Source organism: Clostridium sp. 1001271st1 H5 (genome assembly GCF_005845215.1).
Classification (GTDB): domain Bacteria; phylum Bacillota; class Clostridia; order Lachnospirales; family Lachnospiraceae; genus Enterocloster.
On record NZ_SPHO01000004.1, the window covers coordinates 240,373 to 260,166 of the forward strand.

Genomic DNA, 19,794 nt, shown 5'->3' on the forward strand with positions numbered 1-19,794 from the left:
CTACTCCCCTCTCTCAATGACCATGGTTATATCGCTGTCATGCAGCAGACTGCCTGCATGGATACAGGCCATTCCGTGGTCCATCCTGAAATCAATGTCCTGTCCTCCTGCCTGGACCCTGGCCGGGCAGACATTATGGACCACAAAGGTAAGGTCCATATCCGTCCTGGTACAGCGTATAAGGACTTTGCCGCCCAGTCCGTCCATGTCAACGGTAAATCCGTGTTCATAGGAACAGAACCTGCCCTTGCCCGTCATGGGATAACAGTGGATTTCCCACTGGTCATCCGCCTTCTGTCCTATATATTCCATCTCAGGCCCCATAGGAATGATGGCGTTCTCCCTCACATAGACCGGTATCTTATCCAGGGGAACCACCTGTTCCAACCACTTCCCGCCTTCCACAATCCCGTCATCGTAAAAATCCGTCCATTGGCCCTGGGGAAGGTAGATTCTAACGGTATTGTCCTCATTTAACACAGGAATCACCATAAGCTCTTTTCCAAACAGATACTGGGTATCCAGTCCGGCTGTATTAAAATCCGTGGGATAGTCATAGAACACCGGCCTGTGTATCAGGGTATCCTCCTCCCGGACAGTCAGTGCCTCATTGTAGATGTAGGGAATCAGGCGGTAGCGCAGACCTGCATATTTTCTGTAAATATCAACGGCCTGCTGTCCAAAATCCCATGGCTCCCTGGAATAAAACCCGTGAAATCTGGCGTGGGAGCAGAACATGCCGAATTCCAGCCACCGGATATAAAGCTCCCGGCTGCTCTCAAACCAGAATCCCCCTATGTCGCTGGACCAGAAGGGTATACCGCTTAATGAAAGGTTCAGGCATCCCTTTAAAGAGCTTGCAAGGCTTCCAAAATCCGTCCCCGCATCCCCTCCCCAGTGAACCGGATATTTCTGGGAACCGGCCCAGGCGCTTCTGGCCCATATAAGGGCTTTTTCTTCTCCCAGTTCTTCCATGGCCGCCTCATAGGCAGCCTTATTGTACAGCAGGGCATACAGATTATGCATATCCCTGCCGTCGGCGCCCGCATACTGAAAGAACGCCGGGGCGGATTCCCCAAAGTCAGCCTTGATGACATCCACGCCCTTCCGGAGCAGGGGCTTTATCAGCTTTTCCTTATACCAACGGACTGCTTCCGGGTTGGTAAAATCAATAAGGCCATGGGGAAACTTAAGGTCCCCGTCCGGACCTGCGGCAAAATATCCATTGGCCGCCGCCTCATCGTATACCTCACAGGAGGTCTTTCCCCGTTCAATATAGGGAAGCTGCCAGAGGGACAGTTTAAATCCGTCCCGGTGGAGCTTATCAATCATCTCTTCCACCCGGGGGAATTTCCTTTCATCAAACTTCCAGTCGCACACCCAGTTTTCCGTGAACCAGTCCGTATCAATGTGAATGACATCGCAGGGCAGCTTTCTGCTTCTCATCTGTTTTGCCACCCGCTCCACTTCCTCTCTGGTGCCATAGCTGATTTTACTCATCCAGATGCCGAAGGACCATTTGGGCGGCACAGCAGGCAGCCCTGTCAGCCTGTGATACGCGGGAATAATGTCCTTAAGCCTGTCCCCCTCCATCAGAAAATAGTCCAGTATTGTTCCTTCCACCATGGTATAGTTTGCCTTGGATAAAGTGGCCCCCAAATCGCACCGTATTTTCCTGGAGGTATTATAAAAAATCCCGTATCCCCTGGAACTTATATAAAAGGGAATGTATTTATATCCCCTCTCTGTGTTCACTCCAAGGGAATTGGTGTTCCACAAATCGAAGAGACGGCCCTTTCTTGACACGGACGTAAAATTCTCTCCCAGACCGTAGAACTGTTCATAAGGTTCAGACCATGCCGATTCGCAGGCATACTGTTCCTTTGTGTTCCTGTCAAATAAAAATCCCATGGGGCATATCTCATAGGGCATGAAGGAATGGCTGTCCTTCCCGAACTGGCGGTAAATAACCTCCCCATGCCTGTTTTTAACCGACAGGTTCCATGGATTCTTCTGAATCACCGCTGTCACGCACCTGGTTGACATTACAATCTGATTCTCCGTCTCAGAACAGGTTACGCTGCATTCAGTCTCTTTCATGTCCTGAATCATTTCCGTTCTGTTCTCCGGCACAAAAAATCCCTCTGCCATGGTGACCCGGAGCGTGTTTTCATTTACAAACCTGAGCCGGATGGACAGGTTCCCGCGGTTGGGCTTTTCCGTAAACACATGGCGGTAATCCAGATACCTGTATGTATGATTTTCATCCACGTACACGCCCTCTGCCAGGATATCGCATCCCTTTGGAACATTCGTACACGATTTCACCTTATGCACCAGCAGCATGGTCAGGTTCTTTGACCGGCTGATTCTGGGAAATACCGGCATGTTTTCAAATAATTCTTCCTCACGGGCCAGGCTCTCGCCGGATAGGCCGTGCATGATTTCTCCAAGGCTTTTCTGCATCTTTTATACTCCTCTCACCCTTTGACTGAGCCAGCTGTCAGACCGCTGACTATGTATTTCTGCAGGCATATAAATACGATTACAATGGGCAGCACCACCACGGTTGAATAGGCCATGAGAATCTCCCATCTGACTCCCAGCTCCCCCATTGCCTTATACAGAATCAGAGGCAGGGTCTTCAGCTTTTCCTGGTTCAGGAATGTCAGCGAGAACACCATGTCGCCCCAGGACATGAACAGCGCCATGGAAGTCGCTGTCACGATGCCCGGATAGCTGATGGGAACCATAATCCGGATGAATGTTCCCAGGGGGCCGCATCCGTCAATGATGGCAGCCTCCTCCAGTTCCCTGGGTATGTCCTTAAAATATGTCCTGAGTATAATGACCACAAACGGTATGGTAATGGTTGCGTCAGACAGGATAACCCCCAGATGATTGTTGATTAAGCCCAGCTTATTAAAATTCACAAACAGAGGTGTCAATATCAGGGAGCTGGGCAGCATCTGGGCCACCAGGAAGATGAATAAGAGCACGCTTATCATCCTGCTTTTAAATCTAGCCAGCCCATAGGAGGCCGGAACCCCCAGAACCAGGGTGAGGGCTGTCGCCCCCACCGATACCACCACACTGTTCTTCAGATAGGTAAACAGGCTGACGCCATGTTCGTTTTTCAGAATATATGAATCAAACACTATTTTGCTGGGAAAAAAAGACGGATTGGAAAAGGATTCCCCCGGCGGTCTAAGGGACGTGGTCACCATCCAATACAGAGGAAACAGGAATACACAGGTAATCAGTATGCCCGCAGCTGTCAGGACAGCCTTCCTCCGGCCCCCATTATGTTCTCTATCCTTCATTATCCCCACCTCCTAATTTTCATCTTCCCGCGTCACAATATGAATATAAATCATTCCCACTGCCATCAGCAGTACAAACAGGATATTGGCCACCGCTGCTCCCTGGGAGAAATTATATTCGCTGAAGGAATAGCGGTAGGCCAGGGTGGACAGCATCTCCGTGGAGGAGCCGGGTCCTCCCCCTGTCATCACGTATACCAGGTCAAACACCTTAAACGTATATATGAATCCCAAGGTCAGCACGGATATGATGGCCGGTCTCAAAAGAGGCACTGTAATGTAGAAAAACCTTTGTATTCTGGTAGCGCCGTCAATGCTGGCCGATTCATATATGTCCTGGGGCACCGTGGTCAGCGCTGTTGCCAGAAGAATCATGTTAAAGGGAACGCCCTTCCATATGTTTGCAATTATAATGGCGGCCATGGCCGTGTTCCCATGGGCCAGCCATTCCACCGGCCTGTGTATCAGGTGCAGCCCCATGAGGATGCGGTTGATGATGCCTATATCGCTGTTGAACATGTATTTGAACACGCCGGCAACCGCAACCATGGGAATCATCCAGGCCACCACATTGATGGCCCGCAGGGGTCCGGCCCCCTTAAAGTCCTGGCCAAAGAACAGGGCCATGAGAAACCCGATGGGAAATTGGAACACAAGGCACCATACGGTGAATATCAGGGTATTCTTTACGGCAATCCACGTGACATCTGTCCTGCATATTTTCCGGTAAATCTTAAGTCCCACAAAATGGCTGTCGCCTGTGGCAAAATTCATTAAATCCACATTCTTAAAGCTCATGATTATATTGCTTATGATTGGAAAAATAATCATGATAGTCATGAACGCTGCACCCGGCAGGACAAATGCAAACAGTGTCAGCTTCTTCTTAAAGAAATATCCTCTCTTATATCCCATATTCCCACTCCGTTTCACAAAAAGGGCGCTCCGTCCCTATTCATTGATGATTTCCGCAACCTCTGCTGCCGCCTGCTTCAGGGCATCATCCACTGATTTGGCGCCTGACAGCACATCCTGGTATGCAAACTGAATGGCGCTGGAAATCTCCGGCCACTTGGGATGAGGTCCTCTGGCCTTTGCAATCTTTAACTGTTCCGTATAGACGGAAAGAATCGGGTCATCCAGCCACAGGGTACTCTCAGCCACAGCATCCTCCCTTGGGGAAATATAACCGGCATCCTCACAGAATTTCCTGGAATTCTCCTTGCTGCTGAGGAATTTCATTAATTCCCAGGACGCTTCCCTGTTGTCATCCTTCATCATCATGATGTTACCGCCTCCAATGGGTGAAGCAGCATTTTTGTAGTTGGGGAAGGTGACCACGCCGTAATTCAGGTCCGGATTCTCATTCTGGATATTGGTATTCAGCCAGCTTCCGGCCACCATCATGGCTGACTTGCCGGTTGCGAACAGGGAGGCGCACATATCTGCCTGCGTCATGGATATCAGCTCCTTGCTCATATATCCGTTCTGGTAGAAATCATGAATCATGGTAAGGGCTTCCTTTGCCCCGTCCGAATCCAGGCTGTCGTAATCCGCTCCTGCCTGCCAGATAAACGGAAGCACGTCAAAGGTTCCTTCCTCTGATTTAATAAGGGACATGGTAAGTCCGTAATGGTCCGCCGTGGTGGTCTGTGCTGTCAGATTCTTAAAATCATCCCAGGTCCAGTCGCTGGTGGGATACTCCAGTCCCATTTCATCAAAAATGTCTTTGTTATACATAATGGCAAGACAGTTGCTGTAATAAGGAACCCCGTAATACTTTCCCCCGTACTGGGCCGAGTTGGCCGGAGCTTCAAAATAATTCTCCAGTTCTCCCCACGCCTCCACCTCGCTTGTAATATCCATGGCCGCTCCCATGGCTGCAAAGGAGACATTGTCAACCGTATCGCACAGCGTTACATCCGGCAGCTGGTCCGCAGCAACGCCAATGGACAGCTGTTTCTTGATTTCCGCAAAAGCCACGCTCTGGGTTTCCACCTTGATGTCCGGATGCAGTTCCTGGAATTCATCAATCATTTGAAGCAGAAGCGTTGCCTGGTCCGGAGAAATGTGATACCACATCTCTATGGTGGTCTGGTCCTGGGCCTGGGCTGCGGTCCCTGGAGCCTGGCCTGGGGTGCCCGGGTCCTGGGTTTCCTGGCTGGTTCCTGTGCTGCTGCCTGTGCCGGCTCCTGAACAGCCTGCAAGCATGACGGCTGCCAGTCCAAGGGCAATTCCTCTTGTGAATAAACGTTTTTTCATGTAATCCCCTCCTGTATTTTCTGTCATCTGATGTCCCTAGTATATCCATTTAATCCAATTTAGGGAATTCCATTATTTTAACTTCATTTTGATATTTTAACCAAAATCCATTCCACTTTTTTAAACCATATTGACTAATTTGATGGTTAATTCTATAATTAAGCCACTTATTAGTACTACATTTCAGCGCGAGGGGGGATTTGTGTGAGAAAATTTATCCGGTGGATAAAGGCACATTTTTTATATAAGATACGATACCAGATTACCATTTTCCTGTTCTTTGTAACCTTTCTTCCTGTTATCAGCATTCAGCTTTTTAACTATGAAAAGACATCTGAGATGCTGCTGACCAAAAACCATTCCCTCCTGGCGGATAACCTGCAGCTGACACAGAACAGCATCAACAATGTGCTGACAGACTACAAGCGCATCCTGTTCCAGATGTCCACTGATGTCACCTGTATGGATAATATACTGGAACTGTCCAAGGTCTCCCCTGATTCCGCAGAATACAGGCGCATCTCAGAATCACTGGAAACATATATCAAGGCCAACATTCTCATGTACCCGGAAATACAGGCCCTGTGCGTCATCAGCACCACCGGCACCCCCTATATCTATGTTCAGAAACGGCAGAAGACCCAGCCAATCATTGATTATTTCAAAGCAAATAAGGAAGAGCTGAACAAAATGCTCCTTTCCTCCACCCGCTCCGCCATTGGTACCATACACGACGACAGCCCTTATTACGACCCGGAGCACCCGGTGTTCTTTCTGGGCAGCAGGACCATTCATTACGAAAAAATGAAGATAACAGGCAGCATACTTCTGTTCATCTCGCCGGACAAGATGAATTCCGCCATCAATAACCCGGATTCCCAGGTCTATCCCTTTACGGACAAGCTTCTGGTGGATTCCTCCGGAAGGCTCATTTGTTCCAAAGACAGGCACACCGGTAAAAACCTTACTGCACTGGAGGGTTACAGGGACATTGACTGGGATAACCTGTCCTCTGACTCCGGGGACATGCAGGGAGACTATCTGGTGTCCCAGATACCTCTGGAGCATTTTGACCTGCACCTTATAAACATTGTGGATTACGGTCAGATGACAAAGGACCTGGAAGCGCTGTGGACCACCATTACCCTGGCCATATCGGCCATCCTGCTTGTGGCCATGCTGGTGGCCTATGTGCTCTGCCACAAGTTCATATTCTCCATTGAAAATGTGGCTGCCAAAATGAATCTGTTTGATGAGAACCATCTGGATATTGAAATCAGGAACATGAGCAGAAATGAGCTCCGCATCATAGAGTCCTCCTTTAACCGGATGCTGGGACAGATTCGGGGTCTGCTGGATGAAAACAAGCAGCAGTATAAGAAAATCTGCGAAGCTGAGTTAAAATCCCTGGAACTCCAAATCAATCCCCATTTCCTGTTCAACACCCTGGACTCCATCTGCTGGACAGCTGCCCAGGAAAACTGTCTGACTGTCAGCGAGCAGCTCAATAAGCTGGCTGCCATCCTGCGCCACACGGTCTATAACATGAACTCCGTGGTTCCCCTCCAGGATGAAATCTGCTGGATGCAGAATTACCTGGATTTACAGAAAAGCCGCTTTCACGGCCGTTTTTCCTACCACATAAGCGACCTGACAAAGGGCGGGCGCATTTATATCCATAAGCTGCTTTTACAGCCATTTCTGGAAAACGCCCTGATTCACGGATTTGAGAGCCTGCCCCGCAAGGGCTGCCTGGAGATTGCCTGCCGCATCATCGGCAAAACCCACCTGCTTCTGCAGGTGACAGACAACGGCTGCGGCATACCGGAAGAAACAGTGCGGGAAATCAATCTTCTCTTTACCACAGGCCAGTCACCCTTTGCCGGCATTGGCCTGACCAATATTGCATACCGGACAAAGGGCTATTATCCTCACAGCCGGATTTTAGTGTCCTCCTCTCCCCGCGGAACCTGCTTTAAGATATTTATACCAATGAATGAAATGGAGTGACAGATATGTTTCGATTGTTAATTGTGGAAGATGAAGAGAACTCAAGAAAGGGCCTGAAAGCCACACTGGCGCCCATACCCAACCTGGAAATCGACACTGCCTGTGATGGGCGGGAGGGCTATGCCAAAGCCATCCGCTGGAATCCGGATATCATTATCAGCGATATTCACATGCCTGTCTGGGATGGACTTGTGATGACGGAAAAGCTCTGCAAAAAGGCGTTTGCAGGCACCATATATCTGCTGACCGGATACGCGGAATTTGAATATGCCAGAAAGGCCCTGCAGTACCATGTGGAAGATTATATTCTGAAACCGGTGGTGCCCTCCAAACTCAGGAATCTCATAGAAGTCAAATTAAAGGAGCTGAACAAAAAAAGAAACAGCCAGAATCCCCAGCTGTGCCATCTCCTGTCGGACGAGGATTCAGTGCTGCTCACAGAGCGCCTGTCCCCCTGCTGCTATACGGATTATTTTCTGGCCGTGGTCTATATGGAACAGGAGCACCATCTTCCCCTGGAGGTCAAGGAGGCTGTCATAGAGGAACGGGGCCATTATATCCTGACCCTGCCGGATAAGCACTACCGCGGCATTCTGATTGGCTTTACAAACCATATGATTCATCACGGAAAGATAGACCGGATTGCATCCCTGCTGGAGCCGTACGAACACCTGACCTGCATTTATGAAACGCGGCAGGCTGGTTCCGTCGGAAGCTGGCCCCTTGCCTTTGAACGGCTCCGGAATGCGGTTCCCTGGACCATTACCTGCTGTTCCTCCTTTCTGGCCTACGATGCATACATGGAACAGGAGGCAGGGGAATTAAGCGAGGATGCATTTTTTAAAAAGGACCTGCAGCGCATGCTCTGCAGCAGCGACTTTAACGGCTGCAGAAAAATACTGCTCAAAAAGCTCAGCCAGATGCAGTCTGGCGCCTGCCACCCCAGCCACATACTTGCAGCTGCCGTGTCCGGTCTGGTCAAGCTGGACTCCAAACAGGCTTACCTGGAGGCGGTAAACCAGATGGCGGCCGCCAGAACCATGCATGAAATCAGGGCCTGCATTGATTCCTATTTTGAGACATGCCAGTGCAGGCCCGCATCCGCCAGCTACTCTCCCCTGATTCAGAAAGCCCTCCATGTGATTGATAAGAGCTATAAAGAACCGATTTCCCTGAATTCCGTTGCGGAACAGCTCAACATCACTCCCCAGTACCTCAGCCGGATATTCATGAAGGAGATGTCCCGTTCTTTTGTGGACTATCTGACCTCCTACCGCATAGAGCGCGCCAAAAGCCTGCTTCAGGACACAAACATGAAAATCAACATGGTCTGCCTCCAGGCAGGATATCCGGATGCCAAGTATTTCTGCACCCTGTTCAAGAAAATAACCGGCGTGACCCCCAACCAGTACCGCGCCAGCAAGGCCAATCCATCGTGATTGGCCTTTGCTTACACACTCTGGAATGTGTCAGAAAAATGCTTTAATATGTAAACACCTGCCGCCTTTTCTCCAGCCATTTTAAAATCCAGTAGGGATTCACGCTCATCTCCTCATTGTGGTCTGTTTTAATATAGATTCCCACATGGAGATGTACGTCAAAGTTCCCTCTGGTCCCTTCTGTCTTTCCGTAGCCTGTGTCCCCCATATAACCAATCAGCTCCCCGGCCTTTACCCTGTCCCCCTCCTTAAAATCCCCGGCATAGTCATAGAGATGGGCGTAATACAGATAGGCGCCTCCCGGTGCCCGTATGCCTATACGCCATCCTCCCATTTCCAGCCACCCGATTTTTTCGATGATTCCGTCCGTCATGCTGACAACCGGATAATAACCGGGCGGCATCTCAGAACCCATGATATCACAGCCTTCATGGCGGCGCTTCGGGCTGCCGCCGTTCTGACTGCCGCCTGTCTGGCCGCTGTCCGCCTGGCCGCCCCCGTTTTGGCCGCTGCCCGCCTGGCCTCCCCCGTTTTGGCCGCTGCCCGCCTGGCCTCCCCCCGCCTGACCTTCTCCCGTCTGGCCGCTGCTCACATACCCCCGGCCGTCCATCCATCCGTCCTCAAACACCACCTCCGGCGTGTTCCTGTTCCGGCTCTCCGGGATTGGAAAATACTTCAAATCCCCCAGCACAGTCTCATATGCCTGTTTCAGCTTTCTGTAGTCCGCAGGCCTGGCGGCTGCCAGTATCCTGTTGTTATACCGGGTGTCCTTAAGGCCTGTAAGGTCATAATCATGCTCCACCATCAGTGTAGTGACCATGTCCGGGTCCAGGCTGTCAAGCCCGGCCACCGTATTTCCCAGACGCATAGCCCTGAAATCGCCGCTCTCCCAGGAATAGGGCCCCAGCTGGTAATAATCCGGATTCGCAATCAGATAATTGGTAATGGAACACTGGAATACTGCCAGCAGCAAAATGAGAATCAAAGGCATAGCCCGCCACCCTTTACAATATATTTGTATAAACCATTGTATTCAGGTGCGTATGAAAAAATCCATAGGAGGCATCCTGTCTGTCCTCTGTCTGCTCATGCTGTTGTTCAACCCCGGACTTGCGCTGGAAGGCGCCAGGCAGGGGCTTGTGCTCTGGGGAAATGTGGTCCTCCCCACCCTCCTTCCCTTCATGATATGCTCCGGTGTTATCGTGGCCATGGATGCCATCCACATCTTAACAGGACCCTTTAAGCCCATCCTCTCAGGCATCCTGGCCCTGTCGGACCAGGGCAGCTTCTGCCTTATGAGCGGGCTTTTATGCGGTTATCCCATGGGTGCCAAAACCACCAGCGACTTTTTAGACCAGGGCAGGCTTTCTCCCCGGGAAGGTAAATATCTGCTGGCCATCAGCAATCACCCAAGCCCCATGTTTGTATTGGGATACGTCATGGCCCAGATTGCCCTGATTCCCTCCATGGCCCGGCCCTGTCCGCTGTGGGCTGTGCTGGCAGCCCTGTACCTGCCCATACTTCCCCTTTCCCTGTTAGCCAGATGCTGCTATCATTATAAGAGACAGCCACGCAGGAAAGCGTGTCTTGAAGCAACCCGGACAGCCCGGTCAGAGCCGGACACAGGTGACTGCTTTTCCTTTGACACCCATATGATGAGCTGTTTCGAAACCATGGTCAAAATAGGCGGGTATATTATGCTGTTCTCTATTCTTGCACTGTATCTGACCGTGTTTCCCTTTCAGATGCCCCCGCTGCTGCGCCCGGCCCTGCTGGGAAGTGTGGAAATCACCACCGGCATCCAGATTATCGCATCCTCGGTGCCCGGAAAAATGGGCGCCCTGCTTATCATTGGTTCCGCTGCTTTCGGCGGATTTTCAGGGATATTCCAGACAAAAAGCGTATTAAAAAATGCCGGATTGTCCATCCGGCATTATATGCTGTGGAAGCTGCTCCACAGCGCGCTGTCCTGTCTTATATTTTATGTAGCCCTGTGCCGCCGGTGACCTATACCTGCTGGCCCTCATCCATATCCTGGGGAGCCTGGCCTTCCCCCTCCTCAGACCTCACTATGCCGCCTGACAGTTCATTGCGGTTGGAGGAAACAATATCATAGCTGGACTGCATGGAAGTCATGAAGGCGTCGAAACGTCCCCTTGCGCCTTCCATAGTATGGTTGATGATGGTCTGGAGACTGCGCAGCATGTCGTCGGTATACTGTATGGAACTCTGGCGGATTCCATTGGCATCATTCACAGCAGCATCCACAATGGCCTGGGCCTGCATGCTGGCCTGCTCCACCACTTCATTGGCATGGGCAAATGCCTGCTGCATGATTTCATGCTCATTAATCATCTCAGAAGTCTGTTCGCTGACCTGGGCCATCATGGAATCAGCCTGCTTCTTGGCGTCGTCCAGCATGGCGTCCGCCTGGGCCTGGGCTTCATTTAAAATAGTTTCCTGCTGGCTGATGATTTTCTGATACTTCTTAATTTCATCCGGTATCCTGAGTCGCAGCTCCACCAGCAGCTCCTCCAGCTCTTCCTTATTAACAATAATCTTGCTGTTAGATAATGCCTGGAATTTACAACTGTCTATATATTCCTCGATTTCACTGATTAACTGCTCTATCCTACTCATCATGTCAACCGTCTCCTCTCCTCCAGCTTCTCTCTAACCCTGGCTGCAATGACCGGATGGAGGAACTCACTGATTTCCCCCTCGTACTCCGCAATCTCTTTCACGATGCTGGAACTCAAATATGAATATTTTAAATTAGTCGTCAAAAATATAGTATCAATCTCCGGCGCAATAACCCTGTTGGTCTGCGCCATCTGAAGCTCGTATTCAAAATCAGTAATGGCCCGCAGACCCCTGACCACAATATCCGCATGATTCCTGCGCACAAAGTCAATGAGCAGACCTTCAAAAGACTGAATCTCCACATTAGGCAGGGATGCAGTCACTTCCTTTAACATATTAACACGTTCCTGGGCAGAAAACAACGGGCATTTTGCCTTATTGTTAAGGACCCCGATGATTAATTTGTCAACCATCTTTGCTGTGCGCTCAATGATGTCATAATGGCCTAATGTGACTGGGTCAAAGCTTCCCGGATATACTGCTGTCCTCATCTACTCTCCTCTGCCAACGAACACGTGCTTGTTGGTCTTGTACTCTTTGCTTTTAATCATATGCCAGCCGGACTCCTCCAGCCATCCAAACTCCGTCTCCTTAGATGCCTCAATTACAATCAGAGTGTCCTCCGTAACCATAGGGGAATGGCTCAGATAATCCAGAACCAGCTTCTCATACTCATGGTTATAGGGCGGGTCCATGAATACAATGTCAAACCTGTAATTCTTGCCCTCCAGCCGTTTCAGGCCGGTTATCACGTCGCAGCCCATCACCATGGACCTGTCCTCCAGCTTTGTCCTGGCCAGGTTCTCCCGGATGCACTCCAATGCTTTTGGATTGTTTTCAATCATTACAGCCAGACCGGCTCCCCGGCTCAGTGCCTCAATCCCAATGGCCCCGCTGCCGGAAAAAAGGTCCAGGAACATGCAGTCCGGCAAATCCGGCTGAAGCATGTTAAACAGTGTTTCCTTAATTCTATCCGTGGTGGGCCGGGTATCCAGCCCATCCAGTGTCTTTAAAAGCAGCCTTCTGGCGCTGCCTGCAATTACTCTCATCCATTACTCCTGCTTCCATACGCTGCCTGTTGACAGCAATTTTCATACCAAACAAGTATAATATGAAAATTCCATATATACAAGGGTTTTTTTAGGATTTTTACAACATTTCCCTCATTATTTGGAAGTGGGAAGCCCCTGGGCAATCCTGCCGGTAAATTCCGCGATATTCATGGTCTGCATGTATACCTTGCCCGGACCTGTCAGTTTTGTGAGGAACAGGCCCTCGCCGCCGAACAGCATATTCTTCACGCCCTTAATCGTCTCGATTTCATAGGAAACGCTGGGTTCAAAGGCAAATACATTTCCCGTATCCACCTTAAACACTTCTCCCGGCGCCAAGACCCTCTCCACCACATCCCCGTCCACTTCCAGAAAGGCCATGCCGTTTCCCTGTATCCGCTGAAGGATGAATCCCTCGCCGCCGAAGAATCCGGCTGAAAGCTTCTTTGTAAGTACGGTGCTGATTTCAACAGTTGGCTGGGCGCAGAGAAACGCCCCCTTCTGACAGATAAGGCTGGTCTTAGCCGTATCTATAGCCAGTATCTTGCCTGGTACCGTGGATGCAAAGGCAATGACGCTGTCCGGCCTGGACGCTGTATAGGTAGCCATAAAAAGGGATTCCCCGGAAAACATCCTTCCCAGTCCCTTCATAAGTCCTCCCTTTACATTGGAGTCCAAGGTAAACCCGTCGCTCATCCATGCCATGCCTCCGGACTGCGTATACATGGCCTCTCCTGCCTGAAGCCTGACCTCCACAGCCGGCAGTATATCTCCCAACATCCTGTAATCCATGTTGTATTTCCTCCTTAGATGATTTTATTTGTGTATCAGTATACCATATGCAGTGTTAAAATCCTTTAAATTACTCTTAATTTTTATGATTGAAAATCAACGGTTTTGCGTTGGTTTACAGGCTGCCCTCCACATACCTGCCCAGAAACCGGAACACCGCTTTCCAATACGCATCCCCGCCCGCCAGTGAGGCCTCCACATGCGCCGCGCCTTTCACTGCCAGGCACTCCTTCTGGCTTTTGCAGGCATCATAGAGCTCCTTCATCATTTTAAAAGGCACAAACCGGTCCTCCGTGCCGTGGATAAAGAAAACAGGCAGCCTGGTCCTGGCCACGCATTTTAATGCATCTGCATCCTTTATGCCGTACCCTGCCCTTATGCGGGCAACCAAATCCGCGCAGTATAAAAACGGGAAAGCCGGCAGATGGAATTGGGACTTCATTTGATATGACAAAACAGACCAGGCGGACGTATATCCGCAGTCTTCCACTGCCGCCTTTACATTGGGAGGAAGTTCCTCTCCCGCAGCCATCATCACGGATGCCGCGCCCATGGATACCCCGTATAAGACAATTTCCGATTCCGGATATTGTTTAATAAGCCAGCATATCCATTTTTTGATATCTAAACGGTCGTGCCATCCCATTCCCACATATGTACCCTGGCTCTTTCCGTGGCCTCTGGCATCCGGCAGAAGAAGATTAAAGCCCGCCTGATAAAAAGCCAGCGCTTCCCTTCCAAACCAAAGCCCGGAATCATCATACCCATGGACCAGTATAACCCATTTTTTACTTGGTTCCCTTTGCAGGCACAGATAGCCGTGAAGCCTTAAACGGTCAAAGGACAGGATTTCACGGTCCTCATATTGTTCCTTAAGCCGCCTCACAGCTTCACCTGCATTTCGTTTTGCTCCCAGCCTTTTTTCCGGCTTTTTTGCGCCGGGCGCAGGTTTTAACAGAGCTGATTTATCCGTTGACGCATCCAGGGCTATATGAAAAAAATATTCCCCGGCCAGCAGGCCGGCTGCTCCCGCTGCTATACATGCCGTACACGCCGCTGCTCTCCTCATCCAATACCGCCTCCTTAAAAATACATATCATCTTCCAATATACGATTTCAAACAGTTTCAAATGTCCATAAGGTTAAAAATGAAGATTTCCTGTTTTAACCAAAATACGAAGAACCTTCTAGTTTATAATTTTTGAATCATCACATAATAGGATTGTAACACAAAACAAGCCATGAACCACTAAACAATTTCATGGCAAATACAATACAAGGAGGCGTTTTATTATGTCTAACAATTCTAACAGAACAAATGTACCTGAAGCAAAGGAAGCAATGGACAGATTTAAGATGGAGGTTGCCAACGAGATTGGTGTTCCGTTAACCAACGGATACAATGGTAACCTGACTTCTGCACAGAATGGTTCCGTAGGTGGCTATATGGTTAAGAAGATGATTGAAGCCCAGGAGCGTCAGATGGCAGGTAAATAAATCCTACCTTTCTGAAGGATTTCTGAAGTAAGATTGTATTGTTGCTGGAAACAGCAGAAAATCCCCAGACTATGTGTGAAACACAGTCTGGGGATTTTGTCAAATCAGACTAATCTACATACACCACTTTTCCGGTGCGGGCCTTTTCTTCCTTTGTGTCGGCTGCATATCCAAGGGCGGCCATACCGTATACCTCATGGCCGGAGGGCACTCCGAAGGATGTCAGTATCCGGCGGATGTCCGGCTCGTCGCAGATTCCCTGGAGCTGGTTAATCCACACAGAACCGATTCCAAGGGAATGGGCTGCAAGGAATATATTTTCCATGGCACATGCATCGTCTTCCCTGCCAAACCGGCTCTGCTTTTCATTGGACGGAATGACCAGCACCCGGGGCTGGTACATATCATATCCCTGACGGTCCAGCGCCTTTTCTATGGCCGATGCCAGCATCTGGATTTTCTCCCTGTTTCTGACAACCGTGAACTGCCATGTCTGGAGTCCCATTCCGCTGGGCGCATGAAGGGCCGCCTGCACAATCAGCTCCAACTCTTCCTCAGGAATGGGCTTGTCTGAAAACTTTCTGGTACTTCTCCTGGTTAAAATCGTGTTCAATGTCTCATTCATGGTAAAACACTCCTTTCTCTTCCTGCTCTTTCCTTCGCCTTTTATATAACCTTAAATGCCCATATATTGCCTGCCGGCCCGACATCTCCTACAGGTTCAGCTTCTCATAATTGGTTCCCAGGTAATCCTCCACCTTCCGTTTCAGCTCCCTGTGCTCATCCTTTTCCAGCTGCGGGTCCTCATCCAGAATACGGTTCACCTCCTGGGAAACCTTTTTCAAAATATCGGCATCCGTAAATATGTCCGCCAGCCTAAATTCCATATCGCCGCTCTGGCGCAGACCAAAGATATCGCCCGGACCGCGCAGCTTCAAATCCTCTGAAGCAATATAAAATCCGTCGTTGGAACGGTTCAGTATATCCAGGCGCTCCCCTGCCCCTTCATCCCTGGAGCAGTTGACCATAATGCAGTACGACTGGTCCTTTCCCCTGCCAACACGTCCGCGGAGCTGGTGGAGCTGGGCCAGGCCGAACCGTTCAGCGTTTTCAATCATCATTACCGTGGCATTGGGCACATTAACCCCTACCTCAATGACAGTGGTGGATACCAGGACATGAATTTCTCCTGCTGCAAAGCGCTCCATAATGGCATTTTTCTCCTTGCCCTTCATCTTGCCATGGAGATACTCCACTGTAACGGAGGACGGCAGCGCTTTCTTCAGGGCCTTGGTGTAATCCAGTACATTTTCAGCCTCAATCATCTCGCTCTCCTCCACCATGGGGCAGATGACATAGGCCTGATGGCCCTCCGCCACCTGGCGCTCAATGAACGCATATGCCTTGGGACGGTAGCCCGGGTCCACCACACAGTTTTTTATGGTCTGACGTCCCGCAGGCAGCTCATCTATGACGGATATGTCCAAATCCCCGTACAGAATAATGGCCAGTGTGCGGGGAATGGGCGTGGCGCTCATGACCAGCACATGAGGCTCCTGCCCTTTGCTGCTGAGAAGTTCCCTCTGACCCACGCCGAACCGGTGCTGCTCATCCGTAATAACCAGGGCCAGGTTGTCGTATACCACTTTTTCCTGAATCAGGGCATGGGTTCCGATTATGATGTCCGCCTCATGGCTGGCAATCCTTGCATATGCCAGTCTTTTTTCCTTGGCCGTCATGGAGCCGGTGACCAGCACAGGAATCTTATCAATTCCCTGTTTCTCAAAGAGGCTGGTCATGGATTCAAAATGCTGTCTGGCCAGCACCTCCGTGGGTACCATGAGCGCGCCCTGATATCCATTGTATGCAGCCTCCAGCAGGGCCAGAATCGCAATAATGGTCTTTCCTGAACCCACGTCTCCCTGAATCAGGCGGTTCATCACCAGCCCCTTTTCCATGTCGTCATACACTTCCCTCAGGGCTCTTTCCTGGGCCCCTGTAAGGGCATAGGGCAGACCGGACTTAAAGGCAGCCACCTCCTTTGCCTCCTTTATCACAAAGGCGGAATGCCGCTCCTCCCTGTGTTCCTTCAGACGCCTGACGCCTACCAGGAACATGAAGAACTCGTCAAACACCAGGCGTTTCCTGGCAAAGAGCAGTTCTGTCTGGTCAGCCGGGAAATGGATGTGCTCCATGGCATAATTGATTTCCGCCAGCTCATATCTGCGCCTTATATCCGGAGGCATGTACTCACGCTCCATGTTCCGCACTTCCAGGGCCGTCTGCTGCGCCCGCACAATGGTCTTGTTGCTCAGTCCCCTGGTCTGTCCGTATACAGGCTGCATGGAACCTGCCAGGGCCTCATAGCTCTCCGGTGTAAATACCTCCGGCTGCTCCATAACCATCCTGCCCCGTTTCTTAACCACCCTGCCCCGGAATACGTACTTTACGCCGGTCTTTAAATTTGCCCTCATGTAGGGCATATTATACCAGGATACCTGCAGGGAGCCTGTCAAATCCTTAAGCTGCACCGAGACAATCTGCATATGGCCCAGGCGCACAAGGTCGGCTCCCTTAACCAGTGCGGACTCCACCGCCATAACGGTCTGCTCCTTTAACTGCCCGATGGCCACCGGCGCCTCATACGCATCGTAAGCCCTGGGATAATAGGACAGCAGGTCGTCTATGGTGGCAACTCCCAGTTTTTCAAATAATTTTCCTGTCTTTTCGCCGATTCCTTTTAACGAGTCTACCGGCTGTCTGTTCAACATGTGTCAGAATCCTCCGAAGGAAGTCATGCCTGTAATGCGTTCAGCCCCAGCTTGATGCATCCCATGATTCCCTGGTCATCATGAAGGCTTGCCGGGACAATATAGTTGTCCATGTCTTCCAGTTCCTTTGTCTTAATATAGCCGTTCAGCATGTCCTTCACCTTTTGGCGAATCATGGGGAACAGCTGCTCCTGATGCATAACGCCGCCCCCCAGAATGATTTTCCGGGGTGAGAGCAGCATAATATAGTCCACAAGGGCCTGGGCAATATAATAGCTCTCCATCTCCCAAACCTCCTGCCTGTCCACCAGCTCCACAGCCTTTTTGCCCCATCTGGCCTCAATGGAGGGACCGCTTGCAAAGCCTTCCAGGCAGTTTTTGTGATAAGGGCAGATACCGCCCTCCGGGTCGTTCTCATGGCGCGCCAGAAGAATATGGCCGCCTTCCGGGTGAAGCATTCCGTGAAGGAGCTTTCCATTGACGCAGACACCCACGCCCACGCCGGTTCCTATGGTGATGTAGATAACGCTGTCCAATCCTTTGGCACATCCGTATGTCACCTCTCCCAGGCAGGAGCCGTTTACATCCGTATCCAGTCCCATGGGGACCTTAAGCGCCTCCTTAAGCCCGCCCAGAAAATCCTTATTCCTCCAGGCCAGTTTGGGCGTGTCCAGGATATATCCGTATGTCTCTGAGTCCGGCTTTACATCCACCGGGCCAAAGGCAGCCACGCCCAGTGCCTCAATCTCCTTATCCTTAAAATACTCAATGAGCTTAGGTATGGTTTCCTCCGGCGTGGTGGTGGGTATGGATACCTGCTCCAATATGGTGCCGTCTTCCTTTCCTATGGCGCACACCATCTTTGTGCCGCCTGCTTCCAATGCTCCAATTAACATATATGCTCCCCTTTCTGAACTATAATTATTTCACTCTATACGTTTGAAACAATGTATCTGTCATGAAAATTATATCAGTCTTTGACTTCTTAGGCAACTAAATTTGTAAATGCCTTACAGCTCCATAGCCGCCGTCACAGCCCCATAATCCCCAATCTGTTCCCCCAGGCAGGAGGGAAGGATGCGGCAGGCATTTGCGCTGGCCCGAAGCGCCTCCTTATGCAGCTCCTTTTCCATCTCTTCCTTGAGGAAGCTGCCTGCCCTGGTATAGATTCCTCCCGCCACAATCCGCTCCGGATTCAGGATGTCCACCAGCACGGCAAGTCCTCTGCCAAAATACCGCCCCGACACTGCCAGGACCGCCCTGGCATCAGCATGTCCCTGTCCCGCTGCCTCCGCCACATCCCGGGCCGTAATGCCTTCCATCCCGCCCTCCTTCAGGTAAGATACCGTGCGTCCTGCCTTAAGTGCTTCCTCCGCCATGGACCTGGCCAGCCTGGCGATTCCTCCCCCGCTGCAAAATCCCTCAAAGCTTCCCGCCTTGCCGTATCCCACAGGACCTTCCTCTGCCAGCCGCACATGTCCGGCCTCCCCTGCCATGCCGCAGGCTCCTTCGTATAGCCTTCCGTTTAAAATCAGTCCTGCCCCCAGGCCAGTTCCAAAGGTAAGGAATACCATGTGCATACAGCCCTTTCCCGCCCCATACCGCCATTCAGCCAGCGCACAGGCATCTGCGTCATTCCTAAGCCTGACATCCATGCCCAGACGCTGCTCCAGATAAGACGCCGCCGGCACCTGGTCCCACCCTGGCAGGTTAGGAGGCGACAGGATAAGGCCCTTTTTACTGTCCAGCGGTCCTCCGCAGGAAATGCCGGCGCAGCATTCCTCCCTGGATACCCGGTGTTCTTCCAGAAATGCTTCCCCCATATCCGCCAGACAGTCCAGCATCTCCCTCCATGCCCCGCAGGTGGGAATGGCTTTGCGCTCCAGGAATTCCACCTGTTCCTCACCCGGCCTGGCCAGAAGGACTGCTGATTTTGTTCCGCCTATATCGAATCCCAATACGTATTTCATATTTACCTCCTGTCTTTCTGTATACAAAAAACATC

At 50.8% G+C, this 19,794-nt stretch carries 18 protein-coding genes; 4 read left to right on the forward strand and 14 right to left on the reverse strand.

What is annotated here, in order from left to right:
- From FGS84_RS07915 to FGS84_RS07930, 4 genes are read right to left on the reverse strand one after another with little or no spacing between them, the layout of a single operon-like run.
- Positions 1-2,466: a TIM-barrel domain-containing protein gene (locus FGS84_RS07915; RefSeq protein ID WP_138307332.1), complete on the reverse strand. Its 2,466-nt coding sequence runs from the start codon at positions 2,464-2,466 to the stop codon at positions 1-3.
- Between the two features lie 14 nt (positions 2,467-2,480).
- Positions 2,481-3,323, reverse strand: a complete 843-nt coding sequence (locus FGS84_RS07920; RefSeq protein WP_138307334.1) for a carbohydrate ABC transporter permease — start codon at positions 3,321-3,323, stop codon at positions 2,481-2,483.
- A gap of 12 nt (positions 3,324-3,335) precedes the next feature.
- Complete coding sequence (locus FGS84_RS07925; RefSeq protein WP_138307336.1) at positions 3,336-4,238, reverse strand: sugar ABC transporter permease; 903 nt, start codon at positions 4,236-4,238, stop codon at positions 3,336-3,338.
- Positions 4,239-4,274: 36 nt separating this feature from the next.
- Positions 4,275-5,585 (reverse strand): ABC transporter substrate-binding protein, encoded by a 1,311-nt coding sequence (locus FGS84_RS07930; RefSeq protein ID WP_138307339.1) that lies wholly within the window; start codon positions 5,583-5,585, stop codon positions 4,275-4,277.
- A 204-nt stretch (positions 5,586-5,789) separates the two neighbouring features.
- Between FGS84_RS07930 and FGS84_RS07935 the strand changes: the two genes are divergently transcribed.
- Positions 5,790-7,595, forward strand: a complete 1,806-nt coding sequence (locus tag FGS84_RS07935; protein ID WP_138307341.1) for a histidine kinase — start codon at positions 5,790-5,792, stop codon at positions 7,593-7,595.
- A gap of 5 nt (positions 7,596-7,600) precedes the next feature.
- Positions 7,601-9,034 carry a helix-turn-helix domain-containing protein gene (locus FGS84_RS07940; RefSeq protein WP_138307343.1) on the forward strand — a complete coding sequence of 478 codons (1,434 nt, stop codon included), beginning with the start codon at positions 7,601-7,603 and terminating at the stop codon, positions 9,032-9,034.
- A gap of 43 nt (positions 9,035-9,077) precedes the next feature.
- Here FGS84_RS07940 and FGS84_RS07945 read toward each other — a convergent pair whose 3' ends face one another.
- Positions 9,078-10,025, reverse strand: a complete 948-nt coding sequence (locus tag FGS84_RS07945) for a M23 family metallopeptidase (protein ID WP_138307345.1) — start codon at positions 10,023-10,025, stop codon at positions 9,078-9,080.
- A gap of 52 nt (positions 10,026-10,077) precedes the next feature.
- Between FGS84_RS07945 and FGS84_RS07950 the strand changes: the two genes are divergently transcribed.
- Positions 10,078-11,040: a nucleoside recognition protein gene (locus FGS84_RS07950; RefSeq protein WP_138307348.1), complete on the forward strand. Its 963-nt coding sequence runs from the start codon at positions 10,078-10,080 to the stop codon at positions 11,038-11,040.
- A gap of 1 nt (position 11,041) precedes the next feature.
- Here the strand turns inward: FGS84_RS07950 and FGS84_RS07955 are convergent, their stop codons facing one another.
- The 5 genes from FGS84_RS07955 to FGS84_RS07975 form a co-directional block, all read right to left on the reverse strand.
- Positions 11,042-11,674: a vacuolar family H+-ATPase subunit H gene (locus FGS84_RS07955; RefSeq protein ID WP_347563807.1), complete on the reverse strand. Its 633-nt coding sequence runs from the start codon at positions 11,672-11,674 to the stop codon at positions 11,042-11,044.
- Entirely contained in the window at positions 11,674-12,168 is a 495-nt protein-coding gene (coaD, locus tag FGS84_RS07960; protein WP_138307351.1) for a pantetheine-phosphate adenylyltransferase, read from the reverse strand. The genes FGS84_RS07955 and coaD overlap by 1 nt, the downstream gene beginning before the upstream one ends.
- Positions 12,169-12,726 (reverse strand): 16S rRNA (guanine(966)-N(2))-methyltransferase RsmD, encoded by a 558-nt coding sequence (rsmD, locus tag FGS84_RS07965; RefSeq protein WP_138307353.1) that lies wholly within the window; start codon positions 12,724-12,726, stop codon positions 12,169-12,171.
- 117 nt (positions 12,727-12,843) lie between these two features.
- The gene (locus FGS84_RS07970) at positions 12,844-13,521 is read right to left on the reverse strand and encodes a TIGR00266 family protein (RefSeq protein ID WP_138307355.1); all 678 of its coding nucleotides are present in this window, start codon (positions 13,519-13,521) and stop codon (positions 12,844-12,846) included.
- A gap of 115 nt (positions 13,522-13,636) precedes the next feature.
- Positions 13,637-14,590, reverse strand: a complete 954-nt coding sequence (locus FGS84_RS07975; protein WP_138307357.1) for an alpha/beta fold hydrolase — start codon at positions 14,588-14,590, stop codon at positions 13,637-13,639.
- A gap of 221 nt (positions 14,591-14,811) precedes the next feature.
- Here FGS84_RS07975 and FGS84_RS07980 point away from each other — a divergent pair, with 221 nt between their 5' ends.
- Complete coding sequence (locus FGS84_RS07980; RefSeq protein WP_347563808.1) at positions 14,812-15,018, forward strand: alpha/beta-type small acid-soluble spore protein; 207 nt, start codon at positions 14,812-14,814, stop codon at positions 15,016-15,018.
- Between the two features lie 109 nt (positions 15,019-15,127).
- Here FGS84_RS07980 and FGS84_RS07985 read toward each other — a convergent pair whose 3' ends face one another.
- The 4 genes from FGS84_RS07985 to FGS84_RS08000 all read right to left on the reverse strand — a co-directional run bounded on the left by FGS84_RS07985 (position 15,128) and on the right by FGS84_RS08000 (position 19,759).
- Positions 15,128-15,643 carry a nitroreductase family protein gene (locus tag FGS84_RS07985; protein ID WP_138307359.1) on the reverse strand — a complete coding sequence of 172 codons (516 nt, stop codon included), beginning with the start codon at positions 15,641-15,643 and terminating at the stop codon, positions 15,128-15,130.
- A gap of 88 nt (positions 15,644-15,731) precedes the next feature.
- On the reverse strand, positions 15,732-17,789 hold the full coding sequence (recG, locus tag FGS84_RS07990) for an ATP-dependent DNA helicase RecG (protein WP_138307361.1): 2,058 nt from the start codon (positions 17,787-17,789) through the stop codon (positions 15,732-15,734).
- Between the two features lie 23 nt (positions 17,790-17,812).
- Positions 17,813-18,685, reverse strand: coding sequence for an ROK family protein (locus tag FGS84_RS07995; protein WP_138307363.1), 873 nt, complete (start codon positions 18,683-18,685; stop codon positions 17,813-17,815).
- Between the two features lie 114 nt (positions 18,686-18,799).
- The gene (locus FGS84_RS08000; RefSeq protein WP_138307365.1) at positions 18,800-19,759 is read right to left on the reverse strand and encodes an ROK family protein; all 960 of its coding nucleotides are present in this window, start codon (positions 19,757-19,759) and stop codon (positions 18,800-18,802) included.
- Positions 19,760-19,794: the final 35 nt, after the last annotated feature.